The organism is Halomonas sp. KG2 (assembly GCA_030440445.1).
GTDB lineage: Bacteria > Pseudomonadota > Gammaproteobacteria > Pseudomonadales > Halomonadaceae > Vreelandella.
The window spans coordinates 2,564,815-2,582,507 of sequence record CP098528.1; the positions used below are offsets into that span (position 1 = coordinate 2,564,815).

Here is a 17,693-nt window from a genome sequence, read left to right on the forward strand (position 1 = left end):
AATGGACTGACTCAACGAACCATTCCAACAAACCCTTTCAACGAACTATTCCAACGGACTAACTCAACGGGCTATCTCAACTGGAACTCAATGCGCTGCGTGGCGCGGCGAAGCTGCTGGCCGGGTTCGAACTGCCAGCGCGCGATCGCTTCACGGGCAGCGTCTTCAAACACTCGCCTCGGCTGTGCCCGCGTCACGCGAATCGTGCCGTTATCGACACTACCATCTCGGCGAATAACAAACTCCACCTCAACAAAGCCCTCCATGCCCCGCCGCTGAGCGCGCGGCGGATAAGAAGGATTCACGCGACTGGTCGGGGCAACTTGCCCGACACTAACAGGCTCATTCGATGGCGCGGGTTCTGCCACTGGCGCGGCCTCTCGCTGCGCTGTCGAAGGCGCAGGAGAAGGCGCCGCCGTTTCTGCTGGCTGTGGTGCAGGGTCAGGTTGCGGTGCCGGTCGTGGAGAGGGCTTCGGCGCGGGCTGCGGGGTCGGTTCGGGAGTAATTTCAGTCAACTCTGGTAACTCACTCTCCAACTCAACCGGCTCCACTGGCTCGTCAGGAAGCTCTACCTCAGGTAGCGCAATCGCACTCTCAGCGATAGGTGCCGGCGCTGGCATAGGCATCGGCGGCGGTGTTACTGGCGCTGCCTCTGAAGGCGCAGGCGGCGGCGCCTCCTGCTCTGGCGCCATCTCTGGCGCTTCTATCATGGTCATCGACATAGTCATGATCGGCGTCTCAGGCGAGCGCTCCGGGGGCGTTACCAGTAGCGCTAACATCCAAAACAAGCCAACGGCTAAGGCAATGCCGCCCAGTATCGAGAGAACATGACGAATCATGGTGCACTCCGGCTCGCTGCCACGGCAATCTGATCAACACCTGCCTGTTTAAGACGATCCATCACTTCAATTAGCAAGCCAGTCGTGGATTCCCGGTCGGCCTGGATAACAACGGAGCCATCATCACTCAACATATCGGCGACCTGCTGGCCAATACGATGCACATCAACTGGTTTACCATCGACCCAAACAGCCCCCTCCGGCGTCACAGCAATCAGTACCTGTGCATCGGGCCGCGGGCTTGCCGCTGCCGCTTCGGGGCGTTCAATCTCAACACCGCTCTCTTTAATGAAGCTGGTCGTCACAATAAAGAAGATCAGCATGATAAAGACAACGTCCAGCATCGGCGTTAGGTTAACTTCATTACTATCAGCCGTGGTGTCTATGGAACGGCGTCTACGCATCATTCTCCTCCAAGGCACGGGCTAAGCGGTCGTGTAACCGCTGGTCTTCGCGACGAATCACGTGCTCTAAACGACTAATAAACAGCAACCCCACCACAGCAATCGCCATGCCGGTTAGCGTGGGCAGCGTGGCACGGGCAACACCGTCGGCCATGGCCCGCGCCTGATGAGTATCACTAAGAGAAAGGCTATCGAACACGGTAATCATACCGGTGACAGTACCCAACAAGCCTAACAGTGGGCATAGCGCCACAAGCAGTTTGATCCATGGCAGCGGGCGGCGTAGCTTAGCAACCAGTGCCTCTGTCCAGACATTGCGTAGCGTGCGTGCACTCCAGCTACGGTGATCATTGCGTGCCGCCCAGCGTCGAATCAGTTGGCGACGGGCACGCCGCCAACTAAAGCGGTAATACCACCAGCGCTCAATTGCCATCCCAAACACCAACACGGCAACGAATGCCAGCACCACTAAAACGGCACCACCGGCATCAAGCAGCCGCTCAACGGGCTCAAGCCAAAGAGGTAACGTGGGCATATTAGGTCACCGCTTGCGCATTAGCCGTCGACTGCGCTTCAAGATGGTCAGCTAAGGTGGCACTTGCTTCACCTTCAATGGCCTGGGTAATCAAGCGACTCCGACTCGCCAAGGCTGTCTGAGCAAATAGTAGCGGCACGGCTGTCACAAGCCCCAGCACCGTTGTTACCAGCGCCTGACTGATACCACCCGCCATTAGCTGCGGGTCGCCGGTACCGAATACGGTAATCGCCTGGAAGGTGACAATCATGCCGGTCACGGTACCCAGCAGACCCAGTAGCGGCGCAACGGCTGCCAACAGCTTAACAATCGGCTGGCCACGCTCGATACGCGGTAGTTCAGCCAACACCGCCTCATCCAACCTCGCTTCCAGTGCTTCCGGTGTTTGGTGCTTATCCATTTCCTGGAAACGCTGGAGCACGCGACCCAGCGGGTTATTAGCATTCGGTTGATCCAGCGCTTTACGCTGACGGTGCAGCCGTGCACTGACGACGACCAGGTAAAGGTACTGAGCCAATGCCACTAATAGACCAAAGCCACCCAGCGCTACCACGACGTAACCGACATAACCGCCCTGCTGGAATCGCTCCCAAAGACTTGGCTGCTGAGCGAGAGCTTGCAGCACGCTACCTTGGGTAGGATCAATGGCAAATACACGGCTTTGACCTTGATGATAGGCCGCCAGCACATCGCTGATTTCAGCAGGAGTATGCGGCACTTCCGCCAAGCCACTATCATCCTGGCCTTTGCTGAGCAACGCTGTGTCAGTAAACGCTGCAAAATCACCCAAGCGCACAACGCTTCTCGATTCAATCTCGCCACTGGCATCGGCCACCGGTAATTCAAGTCGCTCGGCACGCCCAGTGCTCAGCGTTAGCATCGCCAAACTATCCACGACAGTTTCGATTTGTTGACGCTCCAGCACCTCGATCTCATTGAGACGCGGTGGTAACGCATCAGCATCCAGCGTTAACCAGCTATCACCGCCTAGTTCGTTACGCACCTCTTCGCTGTGCCGTGACAGATCCGCCAGTAGCGAGGTGAGCGCTTCGCCCTGCTCTTCCTGGCGCGCGGCCAGCGCTTGAGCCTGTTGCGCTTGTTCCTGCTGTTGCGCGGCTAATGCGACTTGCTGTTCTTCTGCAGCTTGATGCTCAGCCCGCGCCTCTGCTAGCGCTTCATCCAGTGCCTCTTGATCTTCAAGGAACGACTGCAAGCGCGCTTGGTCACGCGCCTCAGCGGCTTCGCGAGCTTCACGTAACGAACCAACGCTGTCAGTTTGCGCCATTGCCATACTGCCGCCCAGAAGGCTTGCCAGTAATGCAAAACAGATTATGCTTCTGCGCGCGCCTCGCTGGCGTGTTAACAGACTCATTGCTGGCCCCCTGCGTGGTCATTGGCACTAATAGAAAGCGGTAAACGCAGCAGCTCTGGCGTGCGCTGATCGTCAGCAATACGTAGACCGTTACGCACCTCGCGGCGAGCGCTTTCATCAAGCGCCTGCCACTCACCGCTCGCCTTATCCCACATCCCCCCTTCTCGACCATCAGGGGTTAGGTAATAAAAGCCGATTCGGCCAATGCGCAAATAGTCCACTTCACGCGGATTACCTTCTGCTAATTGTAAACGACCACGCCAGCTATCCACTTCACGGCCATACGCCAACTCAGCACGCCAAGCTTCCAGCAAATTAGCAATGCGTGCCGCACTCTCTGACGGTTGCTGCTCAGTGGGTTGAACACGCGCCAAACGCTCGGTTTTCAGAAACGGCAGGTCAGACTCGATCCAACTGATTAGCTGCTCTGTCATATCCTGCTCAACAGCAGGCAGCGCTGCGCGCGTGTCGCTTAACGTATCGAGCGCCTGACCAAGGCGCTGCTGGCGCTCGGCTTCACGGGCCAGACGACCACTTAAAGCAGCATTGGATGCTTCCATCTGGCGGGTTTCCCGCTCTAGGCGGCGCAGCTCTTCAATCGCTGAACGCGTGACGTCATCAGCCTCATCAATTTGCTGCTGAAGTGCGGACTGCGCTTGCTGGGCCTCGACACTCTGGGCCGCTTGATCGACTGTCTCATCACTTGCCATTAGCGTACCGCTGACCAGCACTCCGGCAAGCCAGCCTCCATGCAAGGCAAAGAAAGGCCTTTTCAGCACGTTACGTCTCCGTTACTGATTAGCACGTCGCCATTAACGGCGCGCTAGAAACTCATTAGGTATAATGAACGATTTGCGTTTCGTTTAAGCAGTGCATAGCCTAACACTAATAGAATAAATGACAATATTTATCATTAGCATTCAATAGTGTTTCGTTGCAGACCGTCACTCCACCATAAAAAAGGGCGCCAAGTGGCGCCCTTCAGTAAAGATATAGGTTCAGTAAAGATATAGGTTCAGCAAAAACACAGATTCAGTAAAAACACAGGAAAAGCGTTTCTAAGCAGCAACCACAACATGCTGCTTGGTCAACGGCGCCAACGGCAGCTTTAATGCCTCTTCGCGGGTTACCCAAATCGTTTCAGCAATCTCCGCCCCAGCATTGACAGGCTGATCAATCACCAGACTGAACAACTGCGCTTCAATCACGGTGTCTGGCTCATTGGCTGCTAAAGCACGCTGCATGCCCAAAGGAAGTAGCTGATCACTTGCTATACGTAAGCCAACTTCTTCCTCCAACTCACGGCAGAGCGCCGCTATGGCCTCCTCTCCTGGCTCAATTTTACCGCCTGGCTGCATAAAAAAGCGCGTGCCCTGCTTGCGTACTAATAGCAAACGCCCCGAAGGGTCACTCACGACTGCCGCTGCTATTTTCAGCAGGTTCTGCGTCTTTTCGGTATTGCCCAGCACTGCCCCCTCCTTGCCTCATCAAACTATCAACAGCGTTGAAAAGCCGCCGACGATAAGCTTAAAACGCCCAGTCGTCGTCTTCGGTGGCAACAGCCTTACCAATCACGTAGGAAGAACCAGAACCGGAGAAAAAGTCGTGGTTTTCATCCGCACTCGGCGAAAGTGCGGCCATAATCGTTGGGTCGACGTCGGTGACGCTGCTGGGGAACAACGGTTCAAACCCGAGGTTCATCAGTGCCTTATTGGCGTTGTAGTGAAGGAATTTCTTCACGTCTTCCGTTAAGCCCACCTCATCATAGAGCGATTCGGTGTAGCGCACTTCATTGTCGTAAAGTTCTAGCAGCAGCTCATAAGCGTAGTCTTTCACTTCTTGCTGGCGCTCGGGCGTGGCTTCTGCCAGCGCTTGCTGGAACTTGTAGCCAATGTAGTAGCCGTGCACAGCTTCATCACGAATGATCAAACGAATCAGATCAGCCGTGTTAGTCAGCTTGGCGTGGCTCGACCAGTACATCGGCAGGTAGAAACCCGAGTAGAACAGAAATGACTCAAGGAAGACGCTAGCCACTTTGCGCATTAACGGATCGTCGGAGCGGTAACGCTCAAGGATCAATTCAGACTTCGCCTGCAGCGTCGGGTTTTCTTCACTCCAGCGAAACGCATCATCTACATCCCGCGTCGCGCACAGTGTTGAGAAAATCGAGCTGTAAGAGCGCGCATGCACCGACTCCATAAAGGCAATATTGGTATAAACCGCCTCTTCATGGGGTGTGCGCGCATCTTCCATTAATACCGGCGCTCCCACGCTGCTCTGGATCGTATCGAGCAGCGTCAGGCCAGTGAACACACGAATCGTCAGCTGTTTTTCCTGCTGCGTCAGGGTGTTCCACGATTGAATATCGTTGGAGAGCGGCACTTTTTCCGGCAGCCAGAAATTGCTGGTCAGGCGGTTCCACACTTCCAGGTCTTTATCGTCCTGAAGGCGGTTCCAGTTGATCGCATCGACCCGCGATAAGCGTTGCATAGTGGTCATCAGAATTCTCTCACCAACATGATCTAATAAAAGCGATATACGATTACAGCGAGCAGGAGACGCAGCCTTCTACTTCCGTACCTTCAAGCGCGCTCTGGCGTAAACGGATGTAGTAAAGCGTCTTGATGCCCTTACGCCACGCGTAAATTTGCGCTTTGTTGATATCCCGCGTGGTGGCGGTATCAGGGAAGAACAGCGTCAACGACAGCCCCTGATCAACGTGTTTAGACGCTTCAGCATAGGTATCGATAATTTTCTCAGGACCAATTTCATAAGCATCCTGGAAATAATCGAAGTTCGCCTCATTCAAGAATGGCGCCGGATAATAAACACGCCCCAGCTTGCCTTCTTTACGGATCTCAATTCTCGCTGCCACCGGGTGAATACTCGAGGTGGAGTGGTTGATATATGAGATAGAACCCGTTGGCGGCACCGCCTGCAGGTTACGGTTATACAGCCCGTGCGCCATTACCGATGCCTTTAGCGCCTGCCACTCTTCCTGGGTAGGTAGTGCAATACCACTACGCTCGAACAAATGACGCACTTTCTCAGTTTTCGGCAGCCACGCTTGATCGGTGTACTTATCAAAGAAAGCGCCCGATGCGTAGGTGGAGTCTTCAAACCCTGCAAAGGCTTCGCTGTGTTCGATCGCCAGCTGGTTAGACGCACGAATCGCATGGAATGCCACGCAGTAGAAGTAGAGATTGGTAAAGTCCAAGCCCTCTTCCGAACCATAATAAATGTGTTCGCGCGCCAGGAAACCGTGCAGGTTCATTTGCCCGAGGCCAATGGCGCGAGACTTGGCGTTACCTTCAGCAATGGAAGGTACGCTGCGCAGGTTGCTCATCTCAGAAACCGCGGTCAAACCACGAATGGCAATCTCAACGCTGGTGCCAATATCACCTGAGTCCATCACTTTAGCGATGTTCATCGACCCCAGATTACAGGAGATGTCCTGACCGACCTGACGATAGCCAAGATCGTCATCGTATTCGGTGGGCGTATTCACCTGGAGAATTTCAGAGCAAAGGTTGCTCATATTGATACGACCAGCAATCGGGTTCGCACGGTTAACCGTATCTTCAAACATGATGTACGGATAGCCTGATTCGAACTGTAGCTCGGCCAGGGTTTGGAAGAATGCACGCGCATTGATCTTGTGCTTACGAATACGCGCATCCGCGACCATTTCATGATACTTCTCGGTCACGCTGATATCCCCAAACGGCACGCCATAAACCCGCTCAACATCGTAGGGCGAGAACAGGTACATATCGTCGTTGCGCTTGGCCAGCTCAAAGGTAATGTCCGGGATCGTTACGCCCAGCGACAGCGTTTTAATGCGGATTTTTTCATCGGCATTTTCACGCTTAGTGTCGAGAAAACTCAGAATATCCGGGTGGTGAGCATTTAAATAAACCGCACCTGCGCCCTGGCGCGCACCTAACTGGTTAGCGTAGGAGAAGGCATCTTCCAGCAGTTTCATAATCGGGATAATACCCGAGGACTGGTTCTCGATACGCTTAATGGGTGCGCCGGACTCGCGGATATTAGTCAACAAGAAGGCAACACCGCCGCCGCGCTTAGAGAGCTGCAACGCGGAGTTAATCGAGCGACCAATCGACTCCATGTTATCTTCAATACGTAGCAGGAAGCAGGAAACCAGCTCACCGCGCTGCTGTTTACCGCAGTTCAGGAAAGTCGGCGTAGCTGGCTGAAAACGGCCGCTAATAATTTCATCAACCAGTGACTTGGCCAACGCCTCATCGCCACGCGCCAGGGTCAGCGCCACCATGCAGACACGGTCTTCATAGCGCTCAAGGTAACGCTTACCGTCGAACGTTTTCAGCGTGTAGCTGGTGTAATACTTGAAAGCGCCCAAGAAGCTCGGGAAACGGAATTTATAGGCGTATGCCTGCTCAAACAGCGCCTTAATAAAGGCAAAGCTGTACTGGGCCAGCATTTCTGCCTCGTAGTACTGCTCTTCCACTAGGTAATCGAGCTTCTCTTCCAACGAGTGGAAGAACACGGTGTTTTGATTAACGTGCTGCAGGAAATACTGGCGGGCGGCTTCGCGATCTTTATCGAGCTGCAATTCACCGTTGGCACCGTATAGATTCAACATCGCGTTCAGCGCATGGTAATCCAGGGTACGCGCCTCGGACACCCCCGCAGTAGGCCGTTTTGTTTCTGCCGAGTTTTTTGTAGCGACATTGTTAGCGGCTACGTTGCTAGAGACTGAGCTTGACGTTTCCAAAACTCTTCTACTCCTTTGCGGACCTTGGCGACATCGTCGTCAGTGCCAAACAGTTCAAATCGATAAAGCAGCGGCACTTGGCACTTTTGAGCAATAATTCGCCCTGCCAATCCGTATGCCTCACCAAAATTCGTATTACCAGCGGCAATAACACCTCTTAGGAGGTGCCGATTGTGCTCATCATTTAAAAACCGAATCACCTGCCCCGGCACTGCCCCTTCGGCATAGCCGCCACCATAGGTAGGCGTCACTAATATGTAGGGCTGCTCAACGCGTGGCGTTGGTTCTTCACGGTTTAGTGGCAGCCGCTGGGCGCTTAAGCCAAGCTTTTGTATAAAACGGTGGGTATTGCCTGACTTAGTGGAAAAATAAACTAATGAACGATTGCGCCCAGCTTCCACACCAGCGTTTTGCATAGCGATGTTTTACGCTAGCGCTTGAATGCGGTCAGGACGAAAACCAGACCAATGATCCTCGCCTGCAACCACGACAGGTAACTGGCGATAACCCAGCGCTTCTACTTCCTCTTGGGCACCGCTTTCAGCAGTGATATCGATAACGGTATATTCTAGGCCCTGCTTATCCAGCGCACGGTAGGTAGCAGTGCATTGAACACAAGCAGGCTTGCTATAAATTTGGATATCCATGGCTATTTTTCCCTTTTCATAGCGGTGTTTTTCGGGTAGAGCACATCTTGTGCTCGCCCTCTCTGGAAGACACAACGCATACTATATATAGACCATGAGAAAATCAACTCAAGCATATATGGTATTTTTCATCCACAGGTTATTGACAGCTCGTACCCAATATCATACCCAGCAGCCTCTCAATAGCCGCCTAAAACGCCTTTCCCCGAACCACCCCAGGAACGCTCTCCATAGCCCTCATTCGGGTCATCACAAGAGCTGTCTCAGAAACAGCTGAACCTTCTCCCAAAAACAAAAAAAACCGCTTCCCAATGGAAGCGGTTTTTTTCCAAGGCGCCAACTAGCTTGGCGCCTTTCTCACAGCGCGTGAGTTTAGGCGATAGCCGCCTGATAACGACGCTCAACATCTTCCCAATTGACTACGTTAAAAAAGGCTTCTACGTAATCAGGGCGCTTGTTTTGGAACTTCAGGTAGTATGCGTGCTCCCAAACATCCAGAACCAATACCGGCGTGTTGCCATGCATTAGCGGGCTGTCTTGGTTCAGGGTATTTTCAACGACCAGCTTTTTCTCAGGTGTCACGGAGAGCCATGCCCAGCCACTACCAAAGCGACCCAGCGCAGCCTTCTTGAACGCTTCCTTGAACGCATCAAGACCGCCTAGTTCGGCTTCAATCGCTTTTGCTACATCACCCTGGGGCTGGCCGCCGCCATTAGGTGACATCATTTGCCAGAACATAGAGTGGTTGGCATGGCCGCCGCCGTTATTAATAACGGCTTGACGCTTCTCTTCAGGTACACGATCAAGATTGGCAACCAGCTCTTCAACCGGCACGTCTTCAAGGCCCGTGCCTTCAAGAGCTGCATTTAGATTAGTAACGTAAGTATTGTGGTGACGAGAGTGATGAATCTCCATCGTCATCGCATCGATATGCGGCTCAAGCGCGTCATAAGCGTACGGTAATTCTGGAAGTGTATGTGCCATGCTAACTTCTCCTTAAGTGGCTTTTGTTACGCTCACATAACTAAGTGTGGTCTTACCCCACCTTTTTCAACCATCACGGCTATAATTAATCACCGTGAGTAGCGATTATTGATAACCGATACATTTTATACCCCAGTACCATAGTCAACTATTGGCAGTTTATCGAATTCATCGCCAATAAAAAAGCCGACTTCTGGTGAAGTCGGCTTTTAGCCAGTTTAGATTCAGTGGCTTATAGCTTGCTTTCAAGCTCCGGCAGAACCTCGAAGAGATCGCCCACCAAGCCGTAATCGGCGACTTGGAAGATTGGCGCTTCTTCGTCTTTGTTGATCGCAACAATGACTTTGGAGTCTTTCATGCCCGCCAAGTGCTGAATAGCACCAGAAATACCCACGGCAATATACAGCTCAGGGGCCACAATCTTACCGGTTTGGCCGACCTGCATATCATTGGGCACAAACCCAGCATCTACGGCCGCTCGCGATGCACCAATGGCAGCACCCAGCTTGTCAGCGATGCCGTCAAGCAGCTTAAAGTTTTCGCCGTTGCCCATACCACGACCACCAGACACCACAACTTTAGCACCGCCAAGTTCTGGGCGGTCGGACTGCGCCAGCTCTTGCTTAACAAAGCTAGACTGACCATTTTCGACCACTACGTCTACCGCTTCTACAGAGGCGCTACCCGTGCTCTCGACCGCATCAAACGCAGTGGTACGCACGGTCATCACTTTCAGTGCGTCGTCGCTTTTTACTGTGGCGATGGCGTTGCCCGCATAAATTGGACGCAGGAAAGTATCAGCACTTTCAACGCCAATCACGTCAGACAGCTGGCTAACATCTTTTAAGGCAGCCAAGCGCGGCAGTACGTTTTTGCCAGTGGTAGAGGCGCTAGCCAACACGTGGGTATAGTCGCCAGCCAATTCAACCAATAGCGCACCCATTGGCTCGGCAAGCTGATGGGCGTAAACAGCGTTATCGGCAACGCGAACTTTATTGACGCCTTCAAGCTTTGCAGCAGCATCAGCCGCCGCTTGAACGCCTTCACCGGCCACCAGCACGTCAATGTCACCACCAATCGCCTTGGCAGCAGCAACTACGTGAGCGGTTGCGCCCGCTAACTGACCTTCATGAAGGTCGGCAAGTACCAGAATGCTCATGAGATCAGCTCCTATTAAAGCACTTTGGCTTCGTTTTTCAGTTTGTCGATCAATTCATCTACCGAGGCGACTTTAACACCACCTTTGCGCTCTGCCGGGGACTCCACTTTGAGCAGGCTAACCTTGGAGGCCACTTCAACCCCGTAATCAGCGGGCGTTTTGGTATCCAGCGGCTTCTTCTTGGCCTTCATGATGTCGGGCAGCTTCGCGTAACGCGGCTCGTTCAAACGCAAATCGGTGGTAACGATAGCGGGCAGAGAAAGCGCTACGGTTTGCAGACCACCATCGATCTCGCGAGTAACATTCACCTTGTCACCGTCAACAGCAACCTCAGAGGCAAACGTACCTTGGGGTAGATTGGTCAACGCGGCCAGCATTTGCCCCGTTTGATTGTTGTCGGTATCGATAGCCTGCTTACCAAGAATCACTAAGCCAGGTTGCTCTTCGTCAACAACCTTAGCTAGCAACTTAGCCACCGCAAGCGACTCAACGCGCTCGTCGGTTTCAATATGAATAGCACGGTCCGCCCCAAGCGCTAGCGCGGTGCGCAACTGCTCTTGAGCCGCCTTGGGGCCAACGGTAACGGCCACGACTTCTGTCGCAACACCTTTCTCTTTGAGGCGCACCGCTTCTTCTACGGCAATTTCGCAGAAGGGGTTCATCGCCATTTTGACGTTGGTAAGATCAACGTCAGAGTTGTCCGCTTTCACGCGGATTTTGACGTTATAGTCGATGACGCGTTTAACCGCGACGAGTACTTTCATAGATTCCTCGCTTGGCTTGTGATGGAAGCCGTTAGCTTGTCTCAGCATCGTACCAACTGATGCTTCTAAAATAGGGGCGACGTGTATTTAAATACGCCACCTTAAAAAATTCATGCAAGCGTTTGATAGGTCTGTAAATGAAAAACCCTATCAATTTGCCACAACCTAGTGACTAGCGACAACACTGATTAACTACGGCCTTGGTCGTAGCAGCGACGCAAACTCCATGGATAAATGGTGCTTTTGCCATCGTAGGGGTGACCTTACAGGGGTATTATGCCTATCATGGAGCATAACCAGAAGCAAACGACCGTTTAAAATTAAGGCCATCTTTTTATAAGCTAGTTCTCATAACGCTCATTTGACGTTTGTACAGGCTAGTTTTTGTAAATAGTGGCACTTATGAGAATTGAGAATAAGGAGAAGCCGGGTGGAAAATGTTGAACGCGATGTCATGGACTTCGATGTAGTCATTGTCGGGGCTGGCCCCTCTGGTCTAGCTTCCGCTTGCCGTCTAATGCAACAGGCAAATCAAGCGGAACAAGAGTTGACGGTTTGTGTCGTCGAAAAAGGCTCCGAAGTCGGCGCCCATATCCTTTCTGGTGCTGTCTTTGAGCCCCGCGCACTGGCAGAGCTATTTCCTGATTGGGAAGAGCGTGGCGCACCGCTTAACACACCTGCCGTTCGTGACGATGTTTATCTATTAAAAGATGCTCAAAAAGCGCAAAAAATCCCTAATGCGCTAGTGCCAAAAAGCATGCATAACACTGGCGGCGAGCTTAATCGCTATGTGATTAGCGCAGGCAACCTATGCCGCTGGCTGGCAGAGCAAGCCGAGTCTCTTGGGGTGGAAATATTCCCTGGTTTTGCTGCCCAGGACGTAATTATCGAAGATGATGCAGTACGCGGCATCCTCATTGGTGATATGGGTGTTGGCGCAGATGGCACTCCCAAAGATGGCCATATGCCAGGCATGGAGCTGCGCGCGAAATACACACTATTTGCCGAAGGTGCCCGCGGCCACTTGGGTAAACGGTTAATCAAAGAGTTCTCACTAGATGCTGGCCGTGACCCACAGCACTACGGGATTGGCTTGAAAGAACTGTGGGATGTTCCCGCCGACAAACATGAACCTGGGCTTGTGCTTCACGGCTCGGGCTGGCCGCTTGAAAAAGACACTCACGGTGGCTGGTTCCTTTACCACGCGGAAAATCAGCAGGTCGTCGTTGGCCTCATTATGGATCTTGGTTATAAGAACCCCTGGCTGTCACCTTTTGATGAATTCCAGCGTATGAAGCATCACCCGGTGCTTAGCCAATATTTAGAAGGCGGCAAACGGGTTGCCTATGGTGCGCGCGCCATTACCAAAGGCGGCTTTAACTGCCTACCGAAAATGACGTTCCCGGGTGGCCTGTTGATTGGCTGCGATGCGGGCACGCTGAACTTTGCCAAAATCAAAGGTCTACACACAGCGATGAAATCTGGCATGGTCGCTGCAGAAAGTGTCTTTGAAGCCATTAAGGGGGGTGATGAAGGTGCTCAGGAGCTGGCTAGCTTCACTGAGAAATGGCAAGCTAGCTGGGCCTATGAAGAGCTGAAAGAGAGCGCAAGCTTTGGCCCTGCTATGCATAAATATGGCACGGTAGGCGGCGGTGCTTACAACTTCGTCAATCAACTGCTGGGCAATAAGCTACCCAATGTTCATGACACCACCACCGACCACGGCGTGCTGAAGCCTGCTGCTGAGTTCGAAAAAATCACTTATCCGAAGCCCGATGGCAAATTGTCGTTTGATAAATCGACTTCCGTCTTTTTGTCCAACACCAACCACGAAGAAGACCAGCCCTGCCATCTGCGCCTAGCAGATCCAGAGCTGCCGATTCGCGACAACCTGCCAACCTATGCAGAACCGGCCCAACGCTACTGCCCTGCGGGGGTTTATGAAGTGGTGGAAGATGATCAAGGCAAGCCACGCTTCCAGATCAACTTCCAGAACTGCGTGCACTGCAAAACCTGCGATATTAAAGACCCTGCCCAAAATATTACCTGGGTAGCACCAGAAGGCGGCGGCGGGCCCAACTATCCCAATATGTAACCATCCGACTATGTAATTCGCACCACAGAGACATTCGGCGCGGTCAGTTACGCTGGCTGCGCCGGTGGCTCTAGGCACTCAATCGGCGCGCGTCGAGCAATGAGACGGCGCCGACCAGCCTGTACAAAGCGCACATCGATGACAGGATCGGAGGGGTTACCTTCTACCGAGGCCACCTCACCTTCTCCAAACACGGCATGTATCAAGCGTTGTCCTGGGTAAAAGTGTGCATCAGCCTGATAACTTGCCGCTGCCTCATTGATCTGCGGCGCTGCCAGCTCAATATCCGTTCGCCCTAAGCGCTCAAGATAGCGCTTCACCAAGCTCGGCGATGTTACCTGCACAGCCGTGGCGGGTGTATCTTGGCGCGACAAACATGACGCTACCCGCAAACTATCCTGCCAGGCGCTTTCCGCAATAAAGCGACTAGGCCGATGAACACCCCCATCATGCAGCACCAGCAGTTGCTCTTGAGCCCGTGTAATCGCCACGTAAAACAGTCGTCGCTCTTCTTCTAACCTCTCATCATTGAGCGGATTGTCTCGACTGTAGTGCGGAAAGTCCTCTTCATTCACCCCGGCAACGGCGACCAACGGCCACTCCAGACCTTTCGCTCCGTGAACCGTGCTAATCAGAACACCGCCAGCCTGGTTCTCCACTGGACGCTCGAGCAGTTCGATAAACGCATCTGGATCTTTCACGCTATCGGCCTGCTCGATAAGCACATCCAATAGACGAACGTCCTCTTCGCCCTTATCGCGTCTTGCCGCTGCTCGCTTTAAGGTTTTTTCCGCTTCGATCGTTTCCACCACATGACTCAGCAGCTTTGCAGGCGGCCAACCACTTAATTTGGGCAGCTCACATAGCAGCGCCCAGCGTTTTTTAAGCGTGCGGCGCTGCAGCGGCTTTAGAGAGGTTAGTACCGGCTCGTGGCGTTCAGGCCAGCGCTGGGTGCCGGCCAGCTGATAGGCAAGCTGCTGAAGCCGCTCACGGGCAACAAAAGGCGTTGGCTGAGAGAGCAAAAGCAAGAGTTGCTCTGGATCGTGCAGCAGCTCTGGCTGGCGAGACAGTTTCAAATAGCCAGCCAATGCCTGCACGAGAGGGAGTCGGAAAACGAAACGATCTTCTCGTTGAAGACGAAATGGAATACCTGCCTGCAGTAACGCCAACTGAAATGGCACCGAAAGCGCCCAACTACGCACCAGCAGACTAACATCGCTCAACGCGCGCCCCTGCGCTTGCCAATCGACTAAGGCATCGAGCAGCAGTCGGCTGCCCTGGCCGACAGATATATGGGTCTCAGGATTATTAGCATCCGCCAAACAGAGCTGGTCTGGTCGGCGCTGATTAGCCATGATGGCATGGTTTGCGGTCAGCGCCAGCGCGTGGCCATGACGAAACGTGATAGAGAGCGGGTAGTTTGTGGCGCTGCCAAACGTGGCGGTAAAGTTTTCCAGCATGGTGTCAGGGCGTGCGCCCCGCCATTCGTAGATGCACTGATTCGCATCACCTACCGCCATCACATTGGCGCTGGAGCCCGCCAACACCGCCAGCAACCGCTGCTGGGCAGTATTAATATCCTGGTATTCATCAATGATCACATGATCAAGAAAACCTTCCACACGACTGCGCAAGGTCTGTTCGGCTTCTAACACTTGCAGGGGCCGATAGAGCAAGTCAGCGTAGGTCATGACGCCTTCAACGTGCAACAGCCGTTCAGCTTCATCAAATGCGCTGGGAAAGTAGTCAGTATCCGGCTCGTAATTGAGACGCTTGTAAAGTACATCAGCCGATAGCATTTCCGCTTTTACCAGCCCACAGAAGTGAGCAAGCGCTTCTAATCGGTCGCCTTCGATAGCCGCATCGCGACGCTCAACGGCATCGCGACGCTCAACGGCATCGTGAAGCACATTCAAGCTCGCCTGACGTAACAGGCGCTCTAGCTGCCAATCAGCAGACAGCAGGCGTCTCGGCGCAAGCGCCCCCCAGCGACACAGACTCTGCGTCAACCGATGACCAAGAGAGTGAAAGGTGCGCACATCTGGCAATGGCTGCCCTTGAGGCGCCATGCTGATCAGGCGGCGTTGAAAATCGTCTCGGGCTGAGCGGTTAAACATCAGCACCAGCATACGCTTCGGCGATACACCAGACGCCAACAGGTGGAGCACCCTTGCCGCCATGGTGGTGGTCTTACCCGCCCCTGCAACAGCAGCTACGCGGGCATGCCCCTCGCGATGCTGGACAACGGCTTGCTGTTCAGCGGTTAACTTCACGTCACCTCGCCTGGCATCGCATCATTGGCATTAAACTGACCTAAGACATACCAAGATCCTGCGCTGTAGAGTCGGCATTGGCATTCGCCGTCGTCTGCCTCGCTCAGCGTGGCCTGCTCTACCAATCGATAATACACATTGCGATGCAAACGAGCCGCTAGCCCAAAGCGCACGGCACACTCAGGGGCAAGGACACCCTCAGGCGTTTTGGAGAGACTAAGCAGATGCTCTGCATCCACACGCACAACGTCATCGAATTGGGTCGTCAGCCACCAGGCATCATCGTGAAAATCTGCTTCTACCGCCACGAACGGGCAGTCAACCACGGTGACACGCCAACGCTCAACAGGCGTTACCAGGCAATAGCCATCGGCATCGCGGCGTAATAGGCTCGCTAACAACCGTGGTATGGCAAGGCGCTCAAACGGCTTTCCTTCATGCAGCCACGTGCCATCAGCCTGAATAACGATATCAATATCGCCACTAAGTGCTGGCTGCCACTGATCAACGGGGGGAATCGTCGCCGAACCGTTAAATTGCTGCATAAGCCGATCAATATTCATCGCTTACCTCCCAAGCTGTGCTTACAGCCACTTATACCACTAAACCGGACTGCGCCAACGCTTCCTTTACGTTATCAGGGGCATCGGGCACGGCAGCGCGGAACAGATGATAAAAATTGGCGGTGGTTTGCATCGCCACTTCATCAACGCTGATCCCGCGTTCTTTAGCGATACACTCTGCCACCTCAACCACCCAAGCGGGTTCGTTGGGCTTGCCACGATAAGGAACAGGCGCCAAATAAGGGCTATCGGTTTCAATCAGCAGCCGGTCAAGCGGCAGTTTTCTGGCCAGCTCTCTAAGCGACGCAGCATTGCGGAAGGTAATAATACCCGATAGCGAGATATAGAACCCAAGCCGCACAGCTTCACGCGCCATGTCTAAACCTTCAGTAAAGCAGTGTAATACGCCGCCTACCTCAGGATTCGTGTGCTCACGCAGCAACGCTAACGTGTCTTCTTTCGCTTCACGGGTATGAATAATTACCGGCAGCTCTAGCTCATTGGCTGCAATTAAATGGCGCTTAAACCGCTCGCTCTGAACCTCTACAGGCACGCTGTCCTGATAGTGATAATCCAACCCTGTTTCACCGATGGCGACGGCACCGTACTGCTCAGCAGCATCAACAATATCGCTTACGCTTGGCTCTTTCGGAGCCTGATGAAGCGGATGCAGTCCCGCCGAAATAACCACGTCGTGGTGCTCACGAGCGATTGCCGCCAACCCCGGCATCTCCTCAAGCGTCACCGCAACAGCTAAGAACTGGCTCACATTAGCAGCACGAGCAGCCGCCAGCGTTGCGGCAATATCACCGTCGTGGGTTAGCTCAGATAAACGGTCTAAATGGCAGTGGGAATCAACAAACATGCAGCTCTCTTAAATTCTCGTAAACAGGTGAAGGGCAGGTTTTGTTCAGTGTTATTGCGGTGCTAACTAGCGGCTATCAAAGCGTAAAGGACGGAGGAGCTTTATCTAACTGGCCGGCCAACAACGTTTCAATGCGATCACGTACTGAGTAGTCCTGCTGACTGAAATGCACCCCAATACCTGGCATTCGCTGTCCACTCACGCCCTCAGGAGAAACCCAAACAACATGGCCGGAGATAGAAAGACGTTCACTCTCTCCTGGCAGGGTCAGCAATAGATAAACCTGCTGTCCAAGTCGATAAAGCGCTTTAGTCGGGACAAAAATACCGCCTCTATCTAGAAAAGGCATATACGCGGAAAGTAACGTCGGTATATCCGGCATTGTCAAAGAAAGTGCTTTTTGAACCGTCATAACAGCCTCCTTGGCAACAACCCTA

18 protein-coding genes are annotated in these 17,693 nt (G+C 53.3%); 1 reads left to right on the forward strand and 17 read right to left on the reverse strand.

Annotation, left to right across the window (positions count from 1 at the left end):
- Nucleotides 1-71: 71 nt before the first annotated feature.
- The 13 genes from NDQ72_12030 to NDQ72_12090 all read right to left on the reverse strand — a co-directional run bounded on the left by NDQ72_12030 (nt 72) and on the right by NDQ72_12090 (nt 11,460).
- The gene (locus NDQ72_12030; protein ID WKD26798.1) at nt 72-839 is read right to left on the reverse strand and encodes a TonB family protein; all 768 of its coding nucleotides are present in this window, start codon (nt 837-839) and stop codon (nt 72-74) included.
- Nucleotides 836-1,243, reverse strand: a complete 408-nt coding sequence (locus NDQ72_12035; GenBank protein ID WKD30389.1) for a biopolymer transporter ExbD — start codon at nt 1,241-1,243, stop codon at nt 836-838. Before NDQ72_12035 ends, NDQ72_12030 begins: the two co-directional genes overlap by 4 nt.
- On the reverse strand, nt 1,236-1,778 hold the full coding sequence (locus NDQ72_12040) for a MotA/TolQ/ExbB proton channel family protein (GenBank protein WKD26799.1): 543 nt from the start codon (nt 1,776-1,778) through the stop codon (nt 1,236-1,238). Before NDQ72_12040 ends, NDQ72_12035 begins: the two co-directional genes overlap by 8 nt.
- A 1-nt stretch (nt 1,779) precedes the next feature.
- Complete coding sequence (locus tag NDQ72_12045) at nt 1,780-3,150, reverse strand: MotA/TolQ/ExbB proton channel family protein (protein WKD26800.1); 1,371 nt, start codon at nt 3,148-3,150, stop codon at nt 1,780-1,782.
- Entirely contained in the window at nt 3,147-3,929 is a 783-nt protein-coding gene (locus NDQ72_12050) for a DUF3450 domain-containing protein (protein WKD26801.1), read from the reverse strand. The genes NDQ72_12045 and NDQ72_12050 overlap by 4 nt, the downstream gene beginning before the upstream one ends.
- 279 nt (nt 3,930-4,208) lie before the next feature.
- Nucleotides 4,209-4,619 (reverse strand): NUDIX domain-containing protein, encoded by a 411-nt coding sequence (locus tag NDQ72_12055; protein WKD26802.1) that lies wholly within the window; start codon nt 4,617-4,619, stop codon nt 4,209-4,211.
- Nucleotides 4,620-4,677: 58 nt separating this feature from the next.
- Nucleotides 4,678-5,649 carry a class 1b ribonucleoside-diphosphate reductase subunit beta gene (nrdF, locus tag NDQ72_12060; GenBank protein ID WKD26803.1) on the reverse strand — a complete coding sequence of 324 codons (972 nt, stop codon included), beginning with the start codon at nt 5,647-5,649 and terminating at the stop codon, nt 4,678-4,680.
- Nucleotides 5,650-5,692: 43 nt separating this feature from the next.
- Entirely contained in the window at nt 5,693-7,906 is a 2,214-nt protein-coding gene (gene nrdE, locus NDQ72_12065) for a class 1b ribonucleoside-diphosphate reductase subunit alpha (GenBank protein ID WKD26804.1), read from the reverse strand.
- Complete coding sequence (gene nrdI / locus NDQ72_12070) at nt 7,873-8,322, reverse strand: class Ib ribonucleoside-diphosphate reductase assembly flavoprotein NrdI (protein WKD26805.1); 450 nt, start codon at nt 8,320-8,322, stop codon at nt 7,873-7,875. The genes nrdE and nrdI overlap by 34 nt, the downstream gene beginning before the upstream one ends.
- A 9-nt stretch (nt 8,323-8,331) precedes the next feature.
- The gene (gene nrdH / locus NDQ72_12075; GenBank protein WKD26806.1) at nt 8,332-8,553 is read right to left on the reverse strand and encodes a glutaredoxin-like protein NrdH; all 222 of its coding nucleotides are present in this window, start codon (nt 8,551-8,553) and stop codon (nt 8,332-8,334) included.
- Nucleotides 8,554-8,925: 372 nt separating this feature from the next.
- Entirely contained in the window at nt 8,926-9,537 is a 612-nt protein-coding gene (locus tag NDQ72_12080) for a superoxide dismutase (protein WKD26807.1), read from the reverse strand.
- A gap of 232 nt (nt 9,538-9,769) precedes the next feature.
- Nucleotides 9,770-10,696: an FAD-binding protein gene (locus NDQ72_12085; protein WKD26808.1), complete on the reverse strand. Its 927-nt coding sequence runs from the start codon at nt 10,694-10,696 to the stop codon at nt 9,770-9,772.
- 14 nt (nt 10,697-10,710) lie between these two features.
- A complete protein-coding gene (locus NDQ72_12090) occupies nt 10,711-11,460 on the reverse strand; it encodes an electron transfer flavoprotein subunit beta/FixA family protein (protein ID WKD26809.1) in 750 nt (249 codons plus the stop codon).
- A 430-nt stretch (nt 11,461-11,890) separates the two neighbouring features.
- Between NDQ72_12090 and NDQ72_12095 the strand changes: the two genes are divergently transcribed.
- A complete protein-coding gene (locus NDQ72_12095) occupies nt 11,891-13,555 on the forward strand; it encodes an electron transfer flavoprotein-ubiquinone oxidoreductase (GenBank protein ID WKD26810.1) in 1,665 nt (554 codons plus the stop codon).
- Nucleotides 13,556-13,602: 47 nt separating this feature from the next.
- Here NDQ72_12095 and NDQ72_12100 read toward each other — a convergent pair whose 3' ends face one another.
- From NDQ72_12100 to NDQ72_12115, 4 genes are all read right to left on the reverse strand, one after another.
- Nucleotides 13,603-15,828, reverse strand: a complete 2,226-nt coding sequence (locus tag NDQ72_12100) for an ATP-dependent helicase (GenBank protein ID WKD26811.1) — start codon at nt 15,826-15,828, stop codon at nt 13,603-13,605.
- Nucleotides 15,825-16,391, reverse strand: coding sequence for a DUF1285 domain-containing protein (locus NDQ72_12105; GenBank protein ID WKD26812.1), 567 nt, complete (start codon nt 16,389-16,391; stop codon nt 15,825-15,827). Before NDQ72_12105 ends, NDQ72_12100 begins: the two co-directional genes overlap by 4 nt.
- 31 nt (nt 16,392-16,422) lie before the next feature.
- Nucleotides 16,423-17,256, reverse strand: coding sequence for a TatD family hydrolase (locus NDQ72_12110; protein ID WKD26813.1), 834 nt, complete (start codon nt 17,254-17,256; stop codon nt 16,423-16,425).
- 76 nt (nt 17,257-17,332) lie between these two features.
- Nucleotides 17,333-17,668: a PilZ domain-containing protein gene (locus NDQ72_12115; protein ID WKD26814.1), complete on the reverse strand. Its 336-nt coding sequence runs from the start codon at nt 17,666-17,668 to the stop codon at nt 17,333-17,335.
- Nucleotides 17,669-17,693: the final 25 nt, after the last annotated feature.

Coding starts and splice junctions, on each gene's coding strand:
- NDQ72_12040 (WKD26799.1), bottom strand. CDS start 1,778: ATGCCCACGTTACCTCTTTGGCTTGAGCCCGTTGAGCGGCTGCTTGAT.
- NDQ72_12080 (WKD26807.1), bottom strand. CDS start 9,537: ATGGCACATACACTTCCAGAATTACCGTACGCTTATGACGCGCTTGAG.
- nrdH (WKD26806.1), bottom strand. CDS start 8,553: ATGGATATCCAAATTTATAGCAAGCCTGCTTGTGTTCAATGCACTGCT.
- NDQ72_12085 (WKD26808.1), bottom strand. CDS start 10,696: ATGAGCATTCTGGTACTTGCCGACCTTCATGAAGGTCAGTTAGCGGGC.
- nrdI (WKD26805.1), bottom strand. CDS start 8,322: ATGCAAAACGCTGGTGTGGAAGCTGGGCGCAATCGTTCATTAGTTTAT.
- NDQ72_12090 (WKD26809.1), bottom strand. CDS start 11,460: ATGAAAGTACTCGTCGCGGTTAAACGCGTCATCGACTATAACGTCAAA.
- NDQ72_12115 (WKD26814.1), bottom strand. CDS start 17,668: ATGACGGTTCAAAAAGCACTTTCTTTGACAATGCCGGATATACCGACG.
- NDQ72_12110 (WKD26813.1), bottom strand. CDS start 17,256: ATGTTTGTTGATTCCCACTGCCATTTAGACCGTTTATCTGAGCTAACC.
- nrdF (WKD26803.1), bottom strand. CDS start 5,649: ATGACCACTATGCAACGCTTATCGCGGGTCGATGCGATCAACTGGAAC.
- NDQ72_12030 (WKD26798.1), bottom strand. CDS start 839: ATGATTCGTCATGTTCTCTCGATACTGGGCGGCATTGCCTTAGCCGTT.
- NDQ72_12105 (WKD26812.1), bottom strand. CDS start 16,391: ATGAATATTGATCGGCTTATGCAGCAATTTAACGGTTCGGCGACGATT.
- NDQ72_12035 (WKD30389.1), bottom strand. CDS start 1,243: ATGCGTAGACGCCGTTCCATAGACACCACGGCTGATAGTAATGAAGTT.
- NDQ72_12045 (WKD26800.1), bottom strand. CDS start 3,150: ATGAGTCTGTTAACACGCCAGCGAGGCGCGCGCAGAAGCATAATCTGT.